The 17,577-nt window shown below is 69.4% G+C and carries 12 protein-coding genes and 1 pseudogene; 7 read left to right on the top strand and 6 right to left on the bottom strand.

The window, feature by feature from the left end:
- Positions 1-4: 4 nt before the first annotated feature.
- The 6 genes from V7778_RS07210 to V7778_RS07185 form a co-directional block, all read right to left on the bottom strand.
- Positions 5-1,609 carry a S10 family peptidase gene (locus tag V7778_RS07210; protein WP_335553232.1) on the bottom strand — a complete coding sequence of 535 codons (1,605 nt, stop codon included), beginning with the start codon at positions 1,607-1,609 and terminating at the stop codon, positions 5-7.
- 98 nt (positions 1,610-1,707) lie between these two features.
- On the bottom strand, positions 1,708-2,349 hold the full coding sequence (gene udk, locus V7778_RS07205; RefSeq protein ID WP_335553230.1) for a uridine kinase: 642 nt from the start codon (positions 2,347-2,349) through the stop codon (positions 1,708-1,710).
- 73 nt (positions 2,350-2,422) lie between these two features.
- Positions 2,423-2,815, bottom strand: a complete 393-nt coding sequence (locus tag V7778_RS07200) for a RidA family protein (RefSeq protein ID WP_335553274.1) — start codon at positions 2,813-2,815, stop codon at positions 2,423-2,425.
- Positions 2,816-2,817: 2 nt separating this feature from the next.
- On the bottom strand, positions 2,818-4,002 hold the full coding sequence (locus tag V7778_RS07195; protein WP_335553228.1) for an acyl-CoA dehydrogenase family protein: 1,185 nt from the start codon (positions 4,000-4,002) through the stop codon (positions 2,818-2,820).
- On the bottom strand, positions 4,002-4,856 hold the full coding sequence (locus tag V7778_RS07190; protein ID WP_335553226.1) for an enoyl-CoA hydratase family protein: 855 nt from the start codon (positions 4,854-4,856) through the stop codon (positions 4,002-4,004). The genes V7778_RS07195 and V7778_RS07190 overlap by 1 nt, the downstream gene beginning before the upstream one ends.
- A 35-nt stretch (positions 4,857-4,891) precedes the next feature.
- A complete protein-coding gene (locus tag V7778_RS07185; protein ID WP_335553224.1) occupies positions 4,892-7,285 on the bottom strand; it encodes a bifunctional salicylyl-CoA 5-hydroxylase/oxidoreductase in 2,394 nt (797 codons plus the stop codon).
- A 198-nt stretch (positions 7,286-7,483) separates the two neighbouring features.
- On the opposite strand from V7778_RS07185, the gene V7778_RS07180 reads away from it, so the two are divergent.
- The 7 genes and pseudogenes from V7778_RS07180 (at position 7,484) to V7778_RS07145 (ending at position 17,568) form a co-directional block, all read left to right on the top strand.
- Positions 7,484-8,656, top strand: a complete 1,173-nt coding sequence (locus tag V7778_RS07180; protein WP_335553222.1) for an aminotransferase class I/II-fold pyridoxal phosphate-dependent enzyme — start codon at positions 7,484-7,486, stop codon at positions 8,654-8,656.
- Positions 8,653-10,902 (top strand): hybrid sensor histidine kinase/response regulator, encoded by a 2,250-nt coding sequence (locus tag V7778_RS07175; RefSeq protein ID WP_335553220.1) that lies wholly within the window; start codon positions 8,653-8,655, stop codon positions 10,900-10,902. The genes V7778_RS07180 and V7778_RS07175 overlap by 4 nt, the downstream gene beginning before the upstream one ends.
- 223 nt (positions 10,903-11,125) lie before the next feature.
- Positions 11,126-11,962 carry a PEP-CTERM sorting domain-containing protein gene (locus V7778_RS07170; RefSeq protein ID WP_335553219.1) on the top strand — a complete coding sequence of 279 codons (837 nt, stop codon included), beginning with the start codon at positions 11,126-11,128 and terminating at the stop codon, positions 11,960-11,962.
- A 98-nt stretch (positions 11,963-12,060) separates the two neighbouring features.
- Positions 12,061-13,035, top strand: coding sequence for a sensor domain-containing diguanylate cyclase (locus V7778_RS07165; RefSeq protein ID WP_335553217.1), 975 nt, complete (start codon positions 12,061-12,063; stop codon positions 13,033-13,035).
- A 6-nt stretch (positions 13,036-13,041) separates the two neighbouring features.
- Positions 13,042-14,510 (top strand): annotated as a pseudogene (locus V7778_RS25145) (Na+/H+ antiporter).
- 102 nt (positions 14,511-14,612) lie between these two features.
- Positions 14,613-15,782, top strand: coding sequence for a DNA topoisomerase IB (locus tag V7778_RS07150; RefSeq protein WP_335553214.1), 1,170 nt, complete (start codon positions 14,613-14,615; stop codon positions 15,780-15,782).
- 190 nt (positions 15,783-15,972) lie between these two features.
- Positions 15,973-17,568, top strand: a complete 1,596-nt coding sequence (locus V7778_RS07145; protein WP_335553212.1) for a methyl-accepting chemotaxis protein — start codon at positions 15,973-15,975, stop codon at positions 17,566-17,568.
- Positions 17,569-17,577: the final 9 nt, after the last annotated feature.

Here is a 17,577-nt window from a genome sequence, read left to right as displayed (position 1 = left end):
ATCTTCATTGTGCCACCGATACGCTGTTGTAGAAGGCGCGCAGGTCGGCCTTCTGGAGCCGGCGCACGCGGTCGTCGAGGTAGCTCATGTGCCCACTGTCGTAGTTGCGGACCTGGATGCCGGCATTCGGGCCCAGCCGCGCCAGGTCGAGCTCGGTCTGGTAGAAGGGCGTCGCCAGGTCATGATAGCCGCTCATGGCGAGTACCTTCAAGCCGGGGTTGAGCGTCAGGGCCGCGGCCAGGTCGGGGATCGTGTCCGGCAGCGTCTTGCCGTCGTGGCTGAAGTTCCATTGGTTGAGCACATTGCTGGAGCCCAGATAGGGCGTGATCGCCGTATAGCGCAGTTCGGTCTCCAGGTAAGTGCGGATGGTGTTGTTGAACACGCCGCCCACCACGTTGAGCGACGGATCGCCGTTCGCCAGCGCGCTGCCGCTGGGCACCTTCACCCGGGCGTCGTAGCGCCCGATCACCTGCCCCGGCAGCAGGCGTGCGCGGTAGGCGCCCGGCGTCATCGAAAAATCCTGGCGCCAGGTCTGCACCGGCAAGCCGGTGTCGGCGGCCAGCCGCGCCAGCGTGGCCTCGCTGGGCGGCGCGCCGCCGGCCAGGAAGGCGCCGACCTCGCTGCGGTAGCTGCCCGCCGCGAACTCGCGCGCGCGCTGCAGCACCGACGAGAAGTCGGTCGGCAGGCTGCCGTTCTGGTGGTAGGCCGAGACCGCCACATAGCTCGGGATATACCCTTCGCAGCTGGCCTGGCCCGGGTTGAACACGCCGCAGTTGCTGTTGTAGTCCATGGCGGCCGACTGCAGCATGACGCCGGTCACGCGCACCCCGGCGCTCTCGAGCAGGTTGGCCAGCACCGCCGTGCGCGGCGCGCCGTAGGATTCGCCGAACAGGTAGACCGGCGACGCCTGCCGGTTGTTGGCGGCCAGATAGCGGCGCACGAAGTCGCGGAAGGCCGCGGCGTCCTGGTCGACGCCCCAGAACTGGACATTGGTATAGGGCGCCACCGCCTGGGAATAACCGGTGCCGACGGCATCGACGAAGACCAGGTCGGAATGGTCCAGCAAGGTTTCCTGGTTGTCGACCATCTGTACCGGGGTGGCGGGCGGCTCGGTGGATGGGAAGGCGGTGGCCAGCCGGCGCGGTCCGAAGGCGCCCAGGTGCAGCCAGAGCGAGGCCGAACCCGGGCCTCCGTTGTAGAAGAAGGTGAGCGGCCGCAGCGCCGCCGGCTGCGTGCCGGCGGTATAGGCGACGTAGAAGAAGGCCGCCGCCGGCCGTCCGGTCTGCAGGTCGGTGGCCGTCAGGTGGCCGGCGGTGGCGCTGTAGTCGAGCGGGCGGCCGTCGAGGGTGATGCGGGTCTGGACCGTGGCGGCGCGCTCCTCGGCGCCCGCCAGCGAGGCCGTGGCCGCGCCCGAATACAGCACCGGATCGGCGTAGCTGCCCGGCAGCGCCGCGACCGGTGGCGGCGGCGGCGGGACCGGGGCCACCGCCTGTGGCGGCGGGCTGTCGCCACCGCCACCGCCGCCGCAGGCCGTCAGCGCGGCGGCAAGGGCGGATGCAAACAGCAGGCTGGCCAGGTGCGGCCGTCGGGCGGGACTGCGAGTGGCCATGATCGTCCTCGTGGAAATCGGGCGGGTATGGCGCCGATTATGCACCGACTGCGGCGGAACTCAACAGGAATCAGGCGGAACGCGGGGAGACTGCCGGATCAGGGCCGTTTCAACTGGCCAATCACGCTCGCCACCTTGGTCGTGATCACATCGACCGCCGGGCCGTTCGCACCGTGGGGCAGGATCACGTCGGCGTAGCGCTTGGTGGGCTCGATGAACTGCTTGTGCATCGGCCGCACCGTTTCCAGGTACTGGCCGACGATGCTCTCCAGCGAACGGCCGCGCTCGGCGATATCCCTTTGCAGGCGGCGGATGAAGCGGACGTCGGGGGCGGTGTCGACAAAGATCTTCAGCGACATCATCTTGCGCAAGTCGGCGTCGTACAAGGCGAACAGGCCTTCGATCACGATCACCGGGGCCGGCTTGACCGGGATCGTCTTGTTCGAACGGTTGTCGATCGTGAAGTCGTATTCCGGCATCTCGATCGCTTCGCCATTGCGCAGGGCGCGCACGTGCTGCACCAGCAGCGGCCAGTCGAACGCCTGGGGATGGTCGTAATTCTGCTTGCGGCGGACTTCGGGGGTGAGGTGGGACTGGTCGCAGTAGTAGTCGTCCTGCATCACGACCGAGACCATGTCGGCGCCGAACGACGCCAGCACCTGCTGGGTCACCGTCGACTTGCCACTGCCGCTTCCGCCAGCGACGCCAATGACAAACGGGGAGAAGGAAATCTGATTCATCCCCGAATGATACCGGAGCGGCGGCCGAACCGACAGGGCCGGTCCGACATGCCGCTCGGCAATCCATCCCGATCTAGTCGGGAATCACGGCGGTCGCCTCGATCTCGACCCGCGCCCGGTCTTCAATCAGCGCGCTCACCTGCACCGCGCTCATGGCGGGATAATGGCGTCCGATGGTGTCGCGGTAGGCCGCTCCGAGGGCGGCGCCGGCATCGAGGTACTCGCGCTTGTCCACCACGTACCAGGTCATGCGCACGATGTGCTCGGGGCCGGCCCCGGCCTCGCGCAGCACGGCCACGATGTTTTCCAGCGCCTGGCGGGCCTGGCCCACGAAGTCGTCGGTCTGGAAGCGCCCCTCGGCATCCCAGCCGATCATGCCGCTGACAAAGACCTGGCGGCCGCTGGCCGCGATGCCGTTCGCGTAGCCTTTCGGGCGTGGCCAGCCGGCTGGCTGCAGGGTTTCCATCATCAAGCTTCCTTGGTAGCCGCGAGCAGTTCGCGCGCGATGATCAACAATTGCACTTCGCTGGCGCCCTCGTAGATGCGCAGCGCGCGGATTTCGCGGTACAGGCTTTCCACGGTGCGCCCGCTCCGCACCCCCTGGCCGCCGAACAGCTGGACGGCGGCGTCGATGACGCGCTGGGCCGACTCGGTGGCGGTGAGCTTGGCCATCGCCGCTTCCTTCGTCACCTTGCGGCCGCCGTCGCGCATCCAGGCCGCGCGGTAGGTCAGCAGCGCGCTGGCGTCGATGTCGGTCGCCATCTGGGCCAGCCTGGCCTGGGTCAGCTGGAAGTCCGCCAGGGTCTTGCCGAACATGGGACGCGCCTGCGCATGGGCGAGCGCCTCGTCCAGGGCGCGCCGTGCGAAGCCGAGCGCGGCGGCCGCCACCGAGGTGCGGAACACGTCGAGCGTGGCCATGGCGATCTTGAAGCCCTGCCCTTCGGCGCCGAGCAGGCGCGCCGCCGGCACCCGGCAGCCTTCGAAGGACAGGCGCGCCAGCGGATGCGGGGCGATCACATCGATGCGTTCGGCGATCCGCAGGCCCGGCGCATCGGCGTCCACGATGAAAGCCGAGATGCCCTTGGCGCCGCGGCCGCCCTCGCCGCCGCCGTCCGCGGTCCGGGCAAAGACGACGTAGAAATCGGCGATGCCGCCATTCGAGATCCAGGTCTTTTCGCCGTCCAGCATCCAGCCGTCGCCGTCGCGGCGGGCCGCGCACCGCATCGCCGATACGTCGGAGCCGGCCTGCGGTTCGGACAGGGCGAAGGCGGCGATCGCCTCGCCGGCCGCAACGCGCGGCAAGTAGGCCTGCTTCTGCTCTTCCGCGCCGAACAGCGAGATCGCCCCGCTGCCCAGGCCCTGCATGGCGAAGGCGAAATCGGCCAGGCCGGCATGGCGGCCCAGGGTTTCGCGAATCAGGCAAATGGCGCGGGTGTCGATGCTGTCGACCGCGCCGCCGTAGGCCGTACCGCCGACGGCATGGCGCAGCCAGCCGGCCTGGCCCAGGCCCTTGACCAGGGCGCGGCAGGCGGCGTCGACGTCATGGCCGTGGGCCGCATCCAGGTGGGCGGCGGCCCAGCAATCGAGCTCGCGCGCCAGCGCGCCGTGGCGCGCTTCGAAGAAGGGCCAGTCCAGGTGGTCGAGGCGTTCCATCAATCCCCCTCGAAGCCGGGCTGCCGTTTCGCCACGAAGGCATGGTAGGCGCGGTGGAAATCCCTGGTCGCCATGCAGATCGCCTGTGCCTGGGCTTCGGCCTCGATGGCCTCGTCCACCCCCATGTTCCATTCCTGCTGCAGCATCTTCTTGGTCATGCCATGGGCAAAGGTCGGGCCCTGGGCCAGGCTCGCGGCCAGTGCGCGGGCCTCGGCCAGCACCTCGCCCGGCTCGCACAGCCGGTTGTAGAAGCCCCAGCGCTCGCCCTCTTCCCCGCTCATCGAGCGGCCGGTGTAGAGCAGCTCGGCCGCGCGGCCCTGGCCGATCACGCGCGGCAGCAGCGCGCAGGCGCCCATGTCGGCGCCCGCCAGCCCCACGCGCGTGAACAGGAAGGCGGTGCGGCTGCGCGCGGTGGCGTAGCGCAGGTCCGATGCCAGCGCCAGGATCGCGCCGGCGCCCGCGCAAACGCCGTCCACCGCGGCCACGACCGGCTGCGGGCAGGCGCGCATGGCCTTCACCAGGTCGCCCGTCATGCGCGTGAAAGCCAGCAGGCCGGGCATGTCCAGCTTCGTGAGCGGGCCGATGATTTCGTGCACGTCGCCGCCGGAGCAGAAGTTCTCGCCCGCGCCGGTGATGACCACGGCCTTGACGTCGTCCGCATAGGCCAGCGCGCGGAACAGGTCGCGCAGCTCGGCATAGGACTCGAAGGTGAGCGGGTTCTTGCGCTCGGGACGGTTAAGGGTGATGGTGGCGACGCCGTCTTCCAGCGCGAACAGGAAGTGGTGCGCCTGGTGGCCCTTGAAGCTCGCGCGGCTGCCCGGCAGCCGGTGCGCTTCGCCCGGAAGATAATGCATGGATGGCTCCTGTGATCCTGTCGTGAATGAGTGGGTCAGCCTTCGAGCAGGCGCGCCGCCACCTGCTGCGGACTGAGGCCGGCGCTGGCCGCCTGCAGCGCGCGCTCGCGCTCCAGGTTGCGTTCCAGCTGCAGCTTGCCGGCCCGGTACTGGCGCGGCCAGGCGGCGCCGGTGTAGCCGATGCGCGCCGCTTCCAGCAGGGTCCAGGCCGGGTTGGCCAGGTGCGGGCGGGCCACGGCGCACAGGTCGGCGCGCCCGGCGGCGATGATGCTGTTGACGTGGTCGGCCTCGTGGATGGCGCCCACCGCGATGGTGGGAATGCCCGCCTCGTTGCGGATGCGGTCCGAGAACGGGGTCTGGAACATGCGCCCGAACACGGGTTTCTCCAGCTTGCTGACCTGGCCCGAGGAACAGTCGATCATGTCCGCCCCCGCCGCCTTGAACAGGCGCGCGATCTCGACCGCGTCCGCCGGGGTCACGCCGCCCTCGACCCAGTCGTGGGCCGAGACGCGCACACTGATGGGCCGGTCCTGCGGCCAGGCGGCGCGCACCGCCGCGAAGACTTCCAGCGGATACCTGCAGCGGTTTTCCAGGCTGCCGCCGTACTCGTCGCCGCGCATGTTGGTCAGCGGCGAAATGAAGCTGGAGAGCAGATAGCCGTGCGCGCAGTGCAGCTCCAGCCAGTCGAAGCCCGCTTCCGCCGCCGCCTCGGTGGCGCGTACGAAGTCCTGCTTGACCCGTTCCAGGTCGTCCAGGGTGGCGGCGCGCGCGGTCTGCGATACGCCTTCGATGTACTGCTGGCTGGACGCGGCCACCAGCGGCCAGTTGCCCTGATCCAGCGGCAAGTCGATGCCGTCCCAGGCCGCCCGGGTCGAGCCCTTCGCGCCCGCGTGGCCGAGCTGTACGCCGATGCAGGCGTCGGTCGCGCCGTGCACGAAGTCGACGATGCGCTTCCAGGCCGCCGTGTGTGCCGGCGTGTACAGGCCCGGGCAGCCCGGCGTGATGCGGGCGTCGGCCGAGACGCAGGTCATCTCGGCCATCACCAGGGCCGCGCCGCCCATGGCGCGCGCGCCCAGGTGGGCCAGGTGATAGTCGCCGACGGTACCGTCTTCGGCGGAGTATTGCGCCATGGGCGAGACCACCACCCGGTTCTTGAGCAGCACCCCGCGTACTTTATACGGCGTGAACATCGGCGGCACCGGGCCCTCCGGCGCCGGCACGCCGGCCTGCAGCGCGGCGCGCCCTGCGAACCAGCGCTCGAAGCCGGCCACGTAGTCGGGGTCGCGCAGGCGCAGGTTCTCGTGCGACAGGCGCTGGCTGCGCGTCAGCAGCGAGTAGGCGAACTGCTCGGCCTCCATGGCCGTATAGCGCGCCACGTTCTCGAACCATTCCATCGAATTGCGCGCCGCGCTCTGCAGCTTGAGTACCTCGACCATGCGCAGGTCCTGGTAACGCGCCAGGGCATGGTCAAGCCGACCGCCTGCGAGGCCGCCGCCATCGAGCGCCTGCGCCAGCTCGATGGCATCCTCGAGCGCCAGCTTGGTGCCGGAACCGATCGAGAAGTGGGCGGTGTGGGCGGCGTCGCCCATCAGCACCAGCGGCACGCGGCGCCCGTCCAGCTCCAGGCGGTGCACCCAGTTGCGGCAGGCCAGGCGCGGGAAGCGGATCCACATCGCCGAACCGCGCAGGTGGGCGGCATTCGCCATCAGGGCCTGGCCGTCCAGGTGGCGCGCGAACAGGCGCTCGCAGAAGGCCAGCGCTTCCGGCTGGTCCATCGATTCCAGCCCGGCCGCGCGCCAGGTCGACTCCAGGGTCTCGACGATGAAGGTCGAGGTCTCGCCGTCGTACTGGTAGGCGTGGGCCTGGAACCAGCCGTGCTCGGTTTCCTCGAAGGCGAAGGTGAAGGCGTCGAAGCGCTTGCGGGTGCCAAGCCAGACGAAGCGGCACAGGCGCGGCTCGGTCTCGGGCTGGAACACGGCGGCGTGGCGCTGGCGGATGGCGCTGTTGACGCCGTCGCAGGCGACCACCAGGTCGGCCCGGTAGCGCCGCGCCAGCTCGGCCTCGTCGCGTACGTCCTGCTCGAACACCAGTTCCACGCCCAGCGCGCGGCAGCGCTCCTGCAGGATATTCAGCAGGCGCTTGCGCGCGATGCCGCAAAATCCGTGGCCGCCGGAGGTCACGGTGCGGCCCTTGAAATGCACGTCGATGTCGTCCCAGTGGTTGAACGACTGCAAGATGTCGCGGGCGCTCGGTTCGTCCGCCTGAGCCAGGTGGCCGAGTGTCTGGTCGGAAAACACGACGCCCCAGCCGAAGGTATCGTCCGGGCGGTTGCGCTCCACCACCACCACCGTGTGCTCCGGATGGCGCTTCCTGGCCAAGAGGGCGAAGTACAGGCCCGCCGGGCCGCCGCCTACGCACACGATGTTCATCCATGCTCTCCGTTCTGGTGTTGCGCGTATATTACATGGGGAGATACTTTAAGTGTCAAGCAAATGCCGCGCACCATTTCCGGAAGCGCGGTTCGACCTTCAAATTTTTAGTACAATCAAGCAATTGACAGTGCACTGCACCGGTCGCGTGCACATAAAACCAACAAAACCGACTTACCACGCAAACTTGGCGAATCGATGAAAATCTCTGACCGGATTGCGCATTCCCGCCCCCTGGCCACCACCGCCATGCATGGGCGTGCCGACGCATTGCGTCTCGCGGGCGAACAGGTCATCGATTTTTCGATCGCCATCTCCCACTTCCCCGCTCCGCCGGCCGTGCTGGACGCCGTGCTCGCCGCGGTCGAGGACCAGCGCGCCATGCCCTATGCCGATGTGATCGGCGTGCCGGAAGTGCGCGCGTCCCTGGCAGCCAAGCTGCGCCAGGAAAACGGCATCGACGCCACGGCCGACGAGATCATCGTCACCAACGGCGCCAAGCAGGCTTATTACCAGGCGCTGTACGCGATGACCGACCCGGGCGACCGCGTGGCCGTGTTCCGTCCCTACTGGCCGGCCTACCTGGCCACCGCCCAGCTGCTCGGGCTGGAGGTGGTGCTGGCCGACCTGCCGGACACGCTGACGCCGGAGGCCCTCGACGCCCTCGGCCCGGTCAAGGTCCTGGTCATCAACAACCCGCACAACCCCACCGGCAAGGTCTATACCCGCGCCGAAGTCGAACACCTGCGCGACTGGGCCCTGCGCACCGGCGGCCACGTGATCATCGACGAAAGCTACGAGCACCTGATCTTCGAAGGCAGCCACGTCAGCCTGGCCAGCCTGTGCGACTGGCGCGAGGCCGGCGTGGTGACCCTGTTCTCGGCCTCGCAGAGCTACGCCATGATGGGCTGGCGCGTGGGCTTCGCCGTCGCGCCCGGCAACCTGGTGCAGGCGATGCAGAACCTGCAGGGGCCGGTCACGGCCGCCGCGCCCTACCTGTCCCAGGTGGCCGCCGCCGCCGCGTTCGCGACCGGCACCCCGCACGCCCTGATGCGCGACTACCGCGCGCGCCGCGACGCCGTGGTGCGGCGCTTCGCCGAGACTCCCTGGATGCACATGCCGGCGCCTGCCTCGGGCCCCTACCTGTGGGGCGACGTGCGCGCGCTGACCCGCGACACCCTGGCCTTCGCCGACGCCCTGCTGGAGCAGGAGAAGGTGGCAGTCATGCCGGGCGAGGCCCTGGGCCTGCCCGGCTTCATCCGCCTCGGCTACATCTCCGACGACGACGCCACCCTGCTCGAGGGCGTGGACCGCATCATCGCCTTTGGCGACCGCATCGGCGGCCGCCATCCGGGGCCGGGAAGCCCATGAGTTCCCTGCTCGGCCGCTTCCGCCTGAACAGCCTGCGCAGCAGGCTGATGCTGCTGGTCGCGCTGGCCATCACGCCGATCGCGATCGTGACGGTGCTGGGCGGCCTGCGCGAGCGCGAGGCCGCGATCCGGGCGTCCGAGGAAAACCTCAAGCGCCTGACCGGCCTGGCGGCGGCCAACGAGGCCCAGTCGATCGAGCGCGCGCGCCAGATCCTGGTCGACCTGGTCAGCGTGCCCGACCTGATGAGCGGCCCGGCGCGCTGCAATGCGCTGCTGGCCGACGTCCTCGACCGCAATGAGGGCTATGTCAACTTCGGCCTGATCCAGATGGACGGCGAAGTCACCTGCAGCGCGGTGCCGATGCTGCACCCGGTGAACCTCGGCGACCGCCGCCACTTCAAGCGCGCGGTGTCGGAACGCCGCTTCATCGCCGGCGACTACGTGTTCGGGCGCGTGATCCGCAAGCACACCATCAATCTCACCTATCCGGTGATCGACCGCCGCGGCCAGGTGGTGGCGGTGGTATTCGCGGCCATGGACCTGGCCGGCCTCGACACCTTCGTCAACGACATCAGCCTGGCCCCGGGTTCGATCCTGGAGACCGCCGATTCCTCGGGCGCGCTGATCTCGCGCCGGCCCGACCCGGAACGCTACTTCGGCCAGAAGATCTCGCCAGCGCTGCGCGAGGCGATGCGCGGCCCGCACCAGCGCGCCGTGGTGGTGCGCGGCGAGGACGGCGTCGAGCGCCTGCACGCCTTCGCCCGCGTCGGCCCGCCCTCGCTGTCCGAATACACGGTAACCATCGGCGTGCCGACCGCCACCATCACCGCGGTGGCGCGCGAAGCCCAGCTGATGTCGCTGCTGGGCCTGGGCGCGACCACCCTGCTGGCCATGCTCGCGGCCTGGCTGGCAGGCGACAAGCTGATCGTGCAGCGGGTGCGCAAGCTGATGATCACGGCCCGCCGCATCGCCGCCGGCGACCTCGATGCGCGCAGCGGCATCGAGTACGGGCGCGAGGAGATCGGACGCCTGGCGGAGGCGCTGGACGAAATGGCCGAGACCCTGCAGAAGAAAGAGTCCGCCCGCAGCCTGGCCGAGCGCGAGCTGCGCGCCGCCGACCAGCGCAAGGACGAATTCCTGGCGATGCTGGCCCACGAGCTGCGCAATCCGCTGGCGCCGATCAGCACCGGCGCCCACCTGCTCAAGCTGCTGCACTCGGACAATGCCCAGATCACCCAGACCTGCGCCATCATCGCGCGCCAGGTCGAGCACATGACCAGCCTGGTCGATGACCTGCTGGACGTCTCGCGCGTCACGCGCGGCCTGGTGTCGCTCTCGACCCAGGTGCTGGACCTGCGCAACGTGGTCGATGATGCGGCCGAACAGATCCGCCCCCTGATCACGGCGCGCCGCCACAAGGTGATCCTGGAACTGCCGAACGGCCCCGCCAACGTCAAGGGCGACCACAAGCGCCTGGTGCAGGTGGTCGCCAACCTCCTCGGCAATGCCACCAAGTACACGCCCGAAGGCGGCCACATCACCCTCCAGCTGAAGGAAAGCGGCGCGGACTACGTGCTCAGCGTGACCGACGACGGCATCGGCATGGAGCCGGGCCTGGTGGCGCGCGTGTTCGACCTGTTCACCCAGGCCGAACGCACGCCCGACCGCTCCCAGGGCGGGCTGGGGCTTGGCCTTGCGCTCGCCAAGAGCCTGGTCGAGCTGCACGGCGGCAGCGTCGGCGCGGACAGCGCGGGCCTGGGCAAGGGCAGCACCTTCACCGTGCGCCTGCCGCGCCACGCCCACCCGCAGGACGGCGCGCCGGGAACGCCGCCGCCGCCGCCACGCACCGCGGCCGGGATGCCGGGCGGCGCCCTGCGCGTGCTGGTGGTGGACGACAACCTGGACGCCGCCCACACCCTCAACCTGTTCCTGGGCGCGGCCGGGCACGAGGTCGAGATCGCCTATTGCGCCGCCGACGCCCTGGAAGTCGCCAAGGTGTTCTCGCCCCAGGTCTGCCTGCTCGACATCGGCCTGCCCGACATGGACGGCAACGAGCTGGCGCGCCGCCTGCGGCGCCTGCCCCAGACCACGGCCTCGACCCTGGTCGCCGCCACCGGCTACGGCCGCCAGCAGGACCGCGACGCCGCGCGCCAGGCCGGCTTCGACCACTACATGGTCAAGCCGGTGAATACCGTCGAGCTCAGCGAGCTGCTGGCGCGCATCGCGGCGCGCGCCGAACAGGCCTGAACTTCCGCGCCGGCGCCGCGAGCGCGCCCGCGCGAACGCCAAGACCTGGCCCGTCAGAAATTCTTACACCGCTTTCCCGCCTGTTCCCGCACCGCCAATTCCATTTGAACGAATGAATGAGGGAATCGTGTTCGTTATCAAGGACCTGCGTCAAGACAGGTGGCTCTGGCATGGCTATTGCGTACGGTTAAGCCACCGTCCCCTCATCTTCGCCAGGATCCTCATGAACATGCGCCTCGCCCTCGCCGCCGCAGCACTCATCAGCTTCAATGCCGCCGCCGCCCCGGCCACCCAGCTGCCGCCCGGCCCGGTTTACCTGAAGTTCAGCGGGCAGGAACAGATCGCCATCAACGGCGCCAGCACCTGGACCGACAAGAAGGAGATCAACTGGGGCGTCTTCATCATGTCGACCATGGAAACCGGCAGCGTGAACACGCCGCACGACCAGATCGACCCGACCGGCGACATCTTCTTTGCGAACGGCCTGGACGGCGGCCAGGTAACGGGCATGTTCTATGGAATCGAGCAGGGCACGGCCTCGCCCACCAATCCCTTCCCCGCGACCCGGGGCTACATGGACTTGTACTGGCGCGACCTGTCGTCCATGACGAAGACGTCCCTGGCCACCAGCGCCACCGGCATCCGCTGCGGCTATGGCTGCGCCAAGGGTTATACCGAGGGCACCTTCCTGGCGCGCCTGTTCTTCGATACCGGCATGGACACCGGCAACAAGCTGAACACCATCGTCGGCAACACGATCCCGAGCAGCAACGGCTTCTCGGGCCAGGCCGACTCCTACGCCTCGGTCGACATGTCGACCCCGGGCCTGTGGAGCTACCAGCTGAACTCGAACTACTTCCACAGCGCCGAAGGCAGCCGCGACCTGCGCTTCAAGAACAGCTACAACTATAACCGCCGCTGGAACGGCGGCACCAACATCCTGGGCGCGCGCGTCGACGATCCGGGCCAGGCCTACGCGCTGCCGGAACCAGGCGCGCTGTCGCTGACGGGCCTGGCGCTGCTCGGCATGGGCGCCGCCCTGCGCCGCCGCCGCGCCTGAGCTCTCCCATCCGCGCAAGGCAGCCCGGCGGCGCTGCCGTGTGCGTGTAGAATGGCCCGGCCGGCGCACCCGCGCGCCGGGCGTCCATTCCCGACACCATGACCGCCAGCCACGACCCTTCCACCGCATCCTTCCCCTGCGCCGCCCCGGCCGGCGACGATCCCAGCGTCTACCGCACCCTGCTCGAATCGACCAAGGCCATCCCGTGGCGGATCGACTGGGCCAGCATGCGCTTCACCTACATCGGACCACAGATCGAGGCGCTGCTCGGCTGGACGCCGCAGAGCTGGGTCTCGGTCGATGACTGGGCCGCGCGCATCCACGAGGAAGACCGCCGGAAGACGGTCGACTTCTGCGTCGCCCAGTCGCAGCAAGGCGTCGACCACGAGGCCGACTACCGCGCCCTGACGCGCGACGGCGACTGGGTCTGGATCCGCGACGTGGTGCACGTGGTGCGCCGCCCGGACGGCTCGGTCGAGGCCCTGGTGGGCTTCATGTTCGACATCACCGAGCGCAAGCAGGCCGAGGACAAGATCCTGCAGCTGCAGCGCGAGCTCGAGACCCTCTCCTACCGGGACAGCCTGACCGGCGTGGCCAACCGGCGCATGTTCGACACCCTGTACCCGGTCGAATGGGCCAAGGCGCGGGCGCTGGGCGAGCCGCTCTCGCTGGTGGTGGTCGACATCGATTACTTCAAGCAGTACAACGACCACTACGGCCACATGCAGGGCGACGAATGCCTGCGGCGCGTGGCACAGGTCCTGGACCAGGGCGCCGCGCGCGCGCGCGACCTGTGCGCCCGCCTGGGCGGCGAGGAATTCGTCCTGCTGCTGCCGGCCACCGGCGAGCAAGTGGCGCACGCCGTGGCGGAGCGCTGCCGGCGCCTGCTGGCGCGCGAGGCTATCGCGCATGCGCGCTCGGGCGCCGGGCGCAGTGTCACGGTCAGCATGGGCGTGGGCACCATCGTGCCGGGCGCCCACGACGAGGCCGCCGTATTCCTGGACCGCATCGACCGCCGCCTGTACCAGGCCAAGTCCGAAGGACGCGACCGGGTGTGCGGCGCGGAGATCTGAGTCGCCATGGATGAAGTCGGGGTCGTCCTGGCGATGCTGCTGGCGGTGGTCGCCAGCGGCTACCTGGTGCGCATGCTCCCGGTGGCCCTGCCGCTGCCCCTGGTCCAGATCGCCCTCGGCGCCCTGATCGCCGGCACCACCGGCCACGGCGTGCGCCTCGAGCCCCACATCTTCTTCCTGCTGTTCCTGCCGTCGCTGCTGTTCCTGGACGGCTGGCGCGTTCCCAAGGTCGGCCTGTTCCGCGACAAGGGAGCGATCCTGGAGCTCGCGCTGGGCCTGGTGCTGTTCACCGTGATCGGCGCCGGCTTCCTGATCCACTGGCTGATTCCCGCCCTGCCGCTGCCGGTATCCTTCGCGCTGGCGGCGATCCTGGCGCCGACCGACCCGGTGGCGGTGTCCTCGATCGCCGCGCGGGTGCCGATCCCGCCGCGCCTGATGCACATCCTGGAAGGCGAATCCCTGCTCAACGACGCCAGCGGCCTGGTGTGCTTCCGCTTCGCCGTGGCGGCCGCCCTGACCGGGCATTTTTTTGCCCGGCGGCGCCGCCCTCACCTTCGTCTGGGTGGCGCTGGCGGGCATCGCGGTGGGCGTGCTCCTGACCCTGGTGGTGGCAAGCGCCCAGCGCCTGGCGGCCAAGCGCTTCGGCGAGGACGCCGGCGCCGCCATCCTGCTCAACCTGCTGCTGCCCTTCGGCGCCTGGCTGGCGGCCGAGCACCTGCGGGCCTCGGGCATCCTGGCGGCGGTGGCGGCCGGCACCACGATGAGCTATGTGGAGCTGCGCGGGCGCGCCCTGGCCACCACCCGGATGCGGCGCGCCGTGGTCTGGGACACGGTGCAGTTCGCCCTCAACGGCGTGATGTCGTGCTGCTGGGCGAGCAGCTGCCGGACATCGTCCAGGCCGCCCTGCAAGGACCGGACGTGGCGGTGCCGCGCAGCCTGTGGTGGCTGGCCGGCCATGCGCTCCTGATCAGCCTGGGCCTGCTGCTGCTGCGCTACCTGTGGGTCTACGTCTCGCTGCGCCTGACGGTGCTGGTCGCGCGCCGCCAGGGCCGCAGTGTCTACCGGCCGAATCCTCGCCTCGTGCTGGCCACCTCGCTGGCCGGGGTGCGCGGCGCGATCACCCTGGCCGGCGTCCTGACCTTGCCGCTGGCCCTGCCAGCCGGCGCGCCCTTCCCGGGGCGCGACCTGGTCATCTTCCTGGCCAGCGCGTTCATCGTCGTGTCCCTGCTGGCGGCCAGCATCGGCCTGCCGCGCGTGCTGCGCGGGCTCGAGGTGCCGGCCGAGGATGGCGAGCAGGCCGAGGAAGACCAGGACGCATCCGCGAAGCCGAGCAGGCCGAGCGCCTGTACCGGCTGGCGGCGCTCGAGGCCGAACGCAGCGTCCTCCAGCGCATGGCGCGCCACGGCGAACTGTCCGACGAGACGGCGCGCGAGATGGTGCGCGAGATCGACCTGATCGAGGCGCGGTACCGCTGAGCCGCCATGTCGCGAGCTCCCCGGTGCGTTACCTTGCGAACAGTGCCGGCAATTGTGCAGGGGTAGGATCGGCTCGATTCCACCCGAGAACCGGACCCTGCCATGCTGAGCGATTCTCCTGGCGATATTGCCACCGCGCTTGCCGACCCGCCCGCCGCCGCACGCGCCGCCGGCCTGCGCTACGTGCACGACGACAAGCCCGGCATCCGGCGCGAGCCCGCCGGCGACGGTTTCCGCTACCTCGACGCCAAGGGCGAGCCGGTCGACGACGAGACCACCCTGGGGCGCATCAAGTCGCTGGCGATCCCGCCGGCCTGGACCGAGGTGTGGATCTGTCCGCAAGCCAACGGCCACCTGCAGGCCACGGGACGCGACGCCAAGGGCCGCAAGCAATACCGCTACCACCCCAAGTGGCGCGCCACGCGCGACGAGGTCAAGTACGAGCGCATGCTCAAGTTCGGTCAGGCCCTGCCCGCCATCCGCGCCGAAGTCGACCGCGCCCTCGGCCTGCCCGGCATGCCGCGCGAAAAGGTGCTGGCCACCGTCGTCTTCCTGCTGGAAGCGACCATGATGCGGGTGGGGAACGAGGAATATGCGCGCACCAATCAATCCTTCGGCCTGACCACCCTGCGCAACCGCCACGTGAAGGTGGACGGCAGCGAAGTCGAATTCCGCTTCCGCGGCAAGAGCGGGGTCTACCACAAGGTCAAGGTACAGGACCGGCGCCTGGCGCGCATCATCGCGCGCGCCCGCGACCTGCCCGGCCAGGAACTGTTCCAGTACGTGGACGAGCAAGGCGAGACCCACAGCATCGACTCCAGCGACGTCAACGACTACCTGCGCACCATCACCGGCGAGGAATACACGGCCAAGGACTTCCGCACCTGGTCGGGCACGGTGCTGGCGGCGCTGGCCCTGCAGGAATTCGAGAAGTTCGATTCCGAGGCCCAGGCCAAGAAGAACATCGTGCGCGCCATCGAATCGGTGGCCGAGAAGCTCGGCAATACGCCCTCGATCTGCCGCAAGTGCTATGTCCACCCGGCCGTACTCGACGCCTATCTCGACGGCACGGTGCTCGAGGTCCTGCGCGAGCGCACCGAGCAGGAGCTGACCGGGGACCTGCACGCCCTTCAGCCCGAGGAAGCGGCGGTGGTCGCCATGCTCCAGCAGCGCCTGCGACATGAGCAGGAACTTGCCGCATCCAGGCCCGCAGCCAAGCCGGCCACTCGGCGCCCCGATTCAAAAAAGGCCGCGAAGCGCCAGCCAGCCTGAACAGCAATGGCACTTGTTAAAACCGGCTGGACCAGGGATTTCACGATGTATTGCAGGTCCCGCCAATGACCCGCTTATTTCTGTCCAATATGCTTACATTTGTTGATAAAAGGAAATAATGGAATCAGAATACTCACCAATTTCCACTTACCGACCGGCCTGTTGGCCGGTTTTGTTTTTCGGTCAATACATGAACTTCTTCCGTCACTGGCGCATCGCCACCCGGCTGTACTTGTCGTTCTCCCTCATCTTGTCCCTGACCCTGGTGCTGGCCCTGTTCGCCGCCGTGCGCGTCAACAGCATCGAAGGCGCGCTCCAGAAAGCCGAGTCCGCCCGCCTGAACGAACTCGAGCCGCTGTACGCCGCCCGTGAGGCGCTCGCCCAGACCGGGATCGCCGCGCGCAATGCCTATATCTTCCGCGACGAGGCCGCCGCCGGGCGCGAACTCGACCTGGTGGACACCTACAAGGCCGACTACCTGTCGGCACTCGGCCGGCTCGACGGCGCGCTGAAGGACGACCCGGACTATGCCAAGGTCAAGGCCGGCATGCTGGCCATGGCCACCGAGCTCGCGCGTCCCCGCAACTACCGCGCCCAGGGCGACCTCGACGGCTTCGGACGCTTCCTGGTCAACGAATGCAGTCCGCTGCGGCGGCAGATCGTCGCCGACATCGACCTGCTCCTCAAGAAGCTGCAGGCGCACACGGCGCAGGCCAGCGCCGCGGCCGGCGCGCAGGCCTCGGCCACCCGCTACTGGATCACCGGCCTGGCCGGCGTTTCGGTACTACTCTGCGCGCTGGTGGGCCTGCTGCTGGTGCGCAGCCTGCTGGGCCAGCTGGGCGGCGAGCCGGCCTACGCCGCCACGGTGGCGCGCGCGATCGCCAACGGCGAGCTGCACCGTCCCGTCGATACCGCGCGCGCCCACCCGGCCAGCCTGCTGTCCGCGATGAGCGCCATGCGCGACAGCCTGGGCCGCATCGTGGCCAGCGTACGCGGCGGCACCCGCGCCATCGAGTCGGCCTCGTCCGAGATCGCGTCCGGCAACCAGGACTTGTCGCAGCGTACCGAAACCCAGTCCGCCGCCCTCGCCCAGGTGGCCGGCTCCATGAAGCAGCTGATCGAATCCGTGCGCCGGAACGCCGGCCACGCGGCCCAGGCCAGTGTGCTGGCCGGCGAGGTGTCGGCGCTGTCGGTCGACGGCGGCGCGGCGGTCGGCCAGGTGGTCGACACCATGCACCTGATCGAGGAATCGTCGCGCAAGATCGTCGACATCATCGCCGTCATCGACGGCATCGCTTTCCAGACCAATATCCTGGCCCTGAACGCGGCCGTCGAAGCGGCGCGCGCCGGCGAACAGGGACGCGGATTCGCCGTGGTGGCCAGCGAGGTACGCAACCTGGCCCACCGTTCGGCGGCCGCCGCCAAGGAAATCAAGGCCCTGATCGAGGATTCCGTCAGCAAGGTTGGCACCGGCACCGCCCTGGTGGGCCAGGCCGGCGACACCATCCGCCGGGTGGTGGAAGGCGTGCACAGCGTCTCCGACATCATCGGCCATATCAGCAGCGCCAGCGGCGAACAGCGCGCCGACATCGAACGGGTCGACGGCGCGATCATGCGGCTCGACGAGATGACGCTGCAGAACGCCGCCCTGGTGGAGGAAGCGGCGGCCGCCGCGCAATCGCTGCGCCATCAGGCGGCCGAGCTGGCGGCCCTGGTGGACACCTTCCAGCTCGAGCCGGAGCCGGCGGCGTCCGCGCAGCGCCAGCGCGCGCTCATCCGGTCGTGACCGGGAGCC

The sequence above is a fragment of the Massilia sp. DD77 genome (assembly GCF_036961685.1).
Lineage (GTDB): Bacteria > Pseudomonadota > Gammaproteobacteria > Burkholderiales > Burkholderiaceae_D > Telluria.
The sequence above is the reverse complement of the archived record's forward strand: the minus strand, read 5'-3'. Positions and strand labels throughout refer to the sequence as shown.

Excerpts from the sequence above, each read along its gene's own strand:
- V7778_RS07210 (WP_335553232.1), bottom strand. The coding sequence starts at position 1,609 with ATGGCCACTCGCAGTCCCGCCCGACGGCCGCACCTGGCCAGCCTGCTG.
- udk (WP_335553230.1), bottom strand. The coding sequence starts at position 2,349 with ATGAATCAGATTTCCTTCTCCCCGTTTGTCATTGGCGTCGCTGGCGGA.
- V7778_RS07200 (WP_335553274.1), bottom strand. The coding sequence starts at position 2,815 with ATGGAAACCCTGCAGCCAGCCGGCTGGCCACGCCCGAAAGGCTACGCG.
- V7778_RS07195 (WP_335553228.1), bottom strand. The coding sequence starts at position 4,002 with ATGGAACGCCTCGACCACCTGGACTGGCCCTTCTTCGAAGCGCGCCAC.
- V7778_RS07190 (WP_335553226.1), bottom strand. The coding sequence starts at position 4,856 with ATGCATTATCTTCCGGGCGAAGCGCACCGGCTGCCGGGCAGCCGCGCG.
- V7778_RS07185 (WP_335553224.1), bottom strand. The coding sequence starts at position 7,285 with ATGAACATCGTGTGCGTAGGCGGCGGCCCGGCGGGCCTGTACTTCGCC.
- V7778_RS07180 (WP_335553222.1), top strand. The coding sequence starts at position 7,484 with ATGAAAATCTCTGACCGGATTGCGCATTCCCGCCCCCTGGCCACCACC.
- V7778_RS07175 (WP_335553220.1), top strand. The coding sequence starts at position 8,653 with ATGAGTTCCCTGCTCGGCCGCTTCCGCCTGAACAGCCTGCGCAGCAGG.
- V7778_RS07170 (WP_335553219.1), top strand. The coding sequence starts at position 11,126 with ATGAACATGCGCCTCGCCCTCGCCGCCGCAGCACTCATCAGCTTCAAT.
- V7778_RS07165 (WP_335553217.1), top strand. The coding sequence starts at position 12,061 with ATGACCGCCAGCCACGACCCTTCCACCGCATCCTTCCCCTGCGCCGCC.
- V7778_RS07150 (WP_335553214.1), top strand. The coding sequence starts at position 14,613 with ATGCTGAGCGATTCTCCTGGCGATATTGCCACCGCGCTTGCCGACCCG.
- V7778_RS07145 (WP_335553212.1), top strand. The coding sequence starts at position 15,973 with ATGAACTTCTTCCGTCACTGGCGCATCGCCACCCGGCTGTACTTGTCG.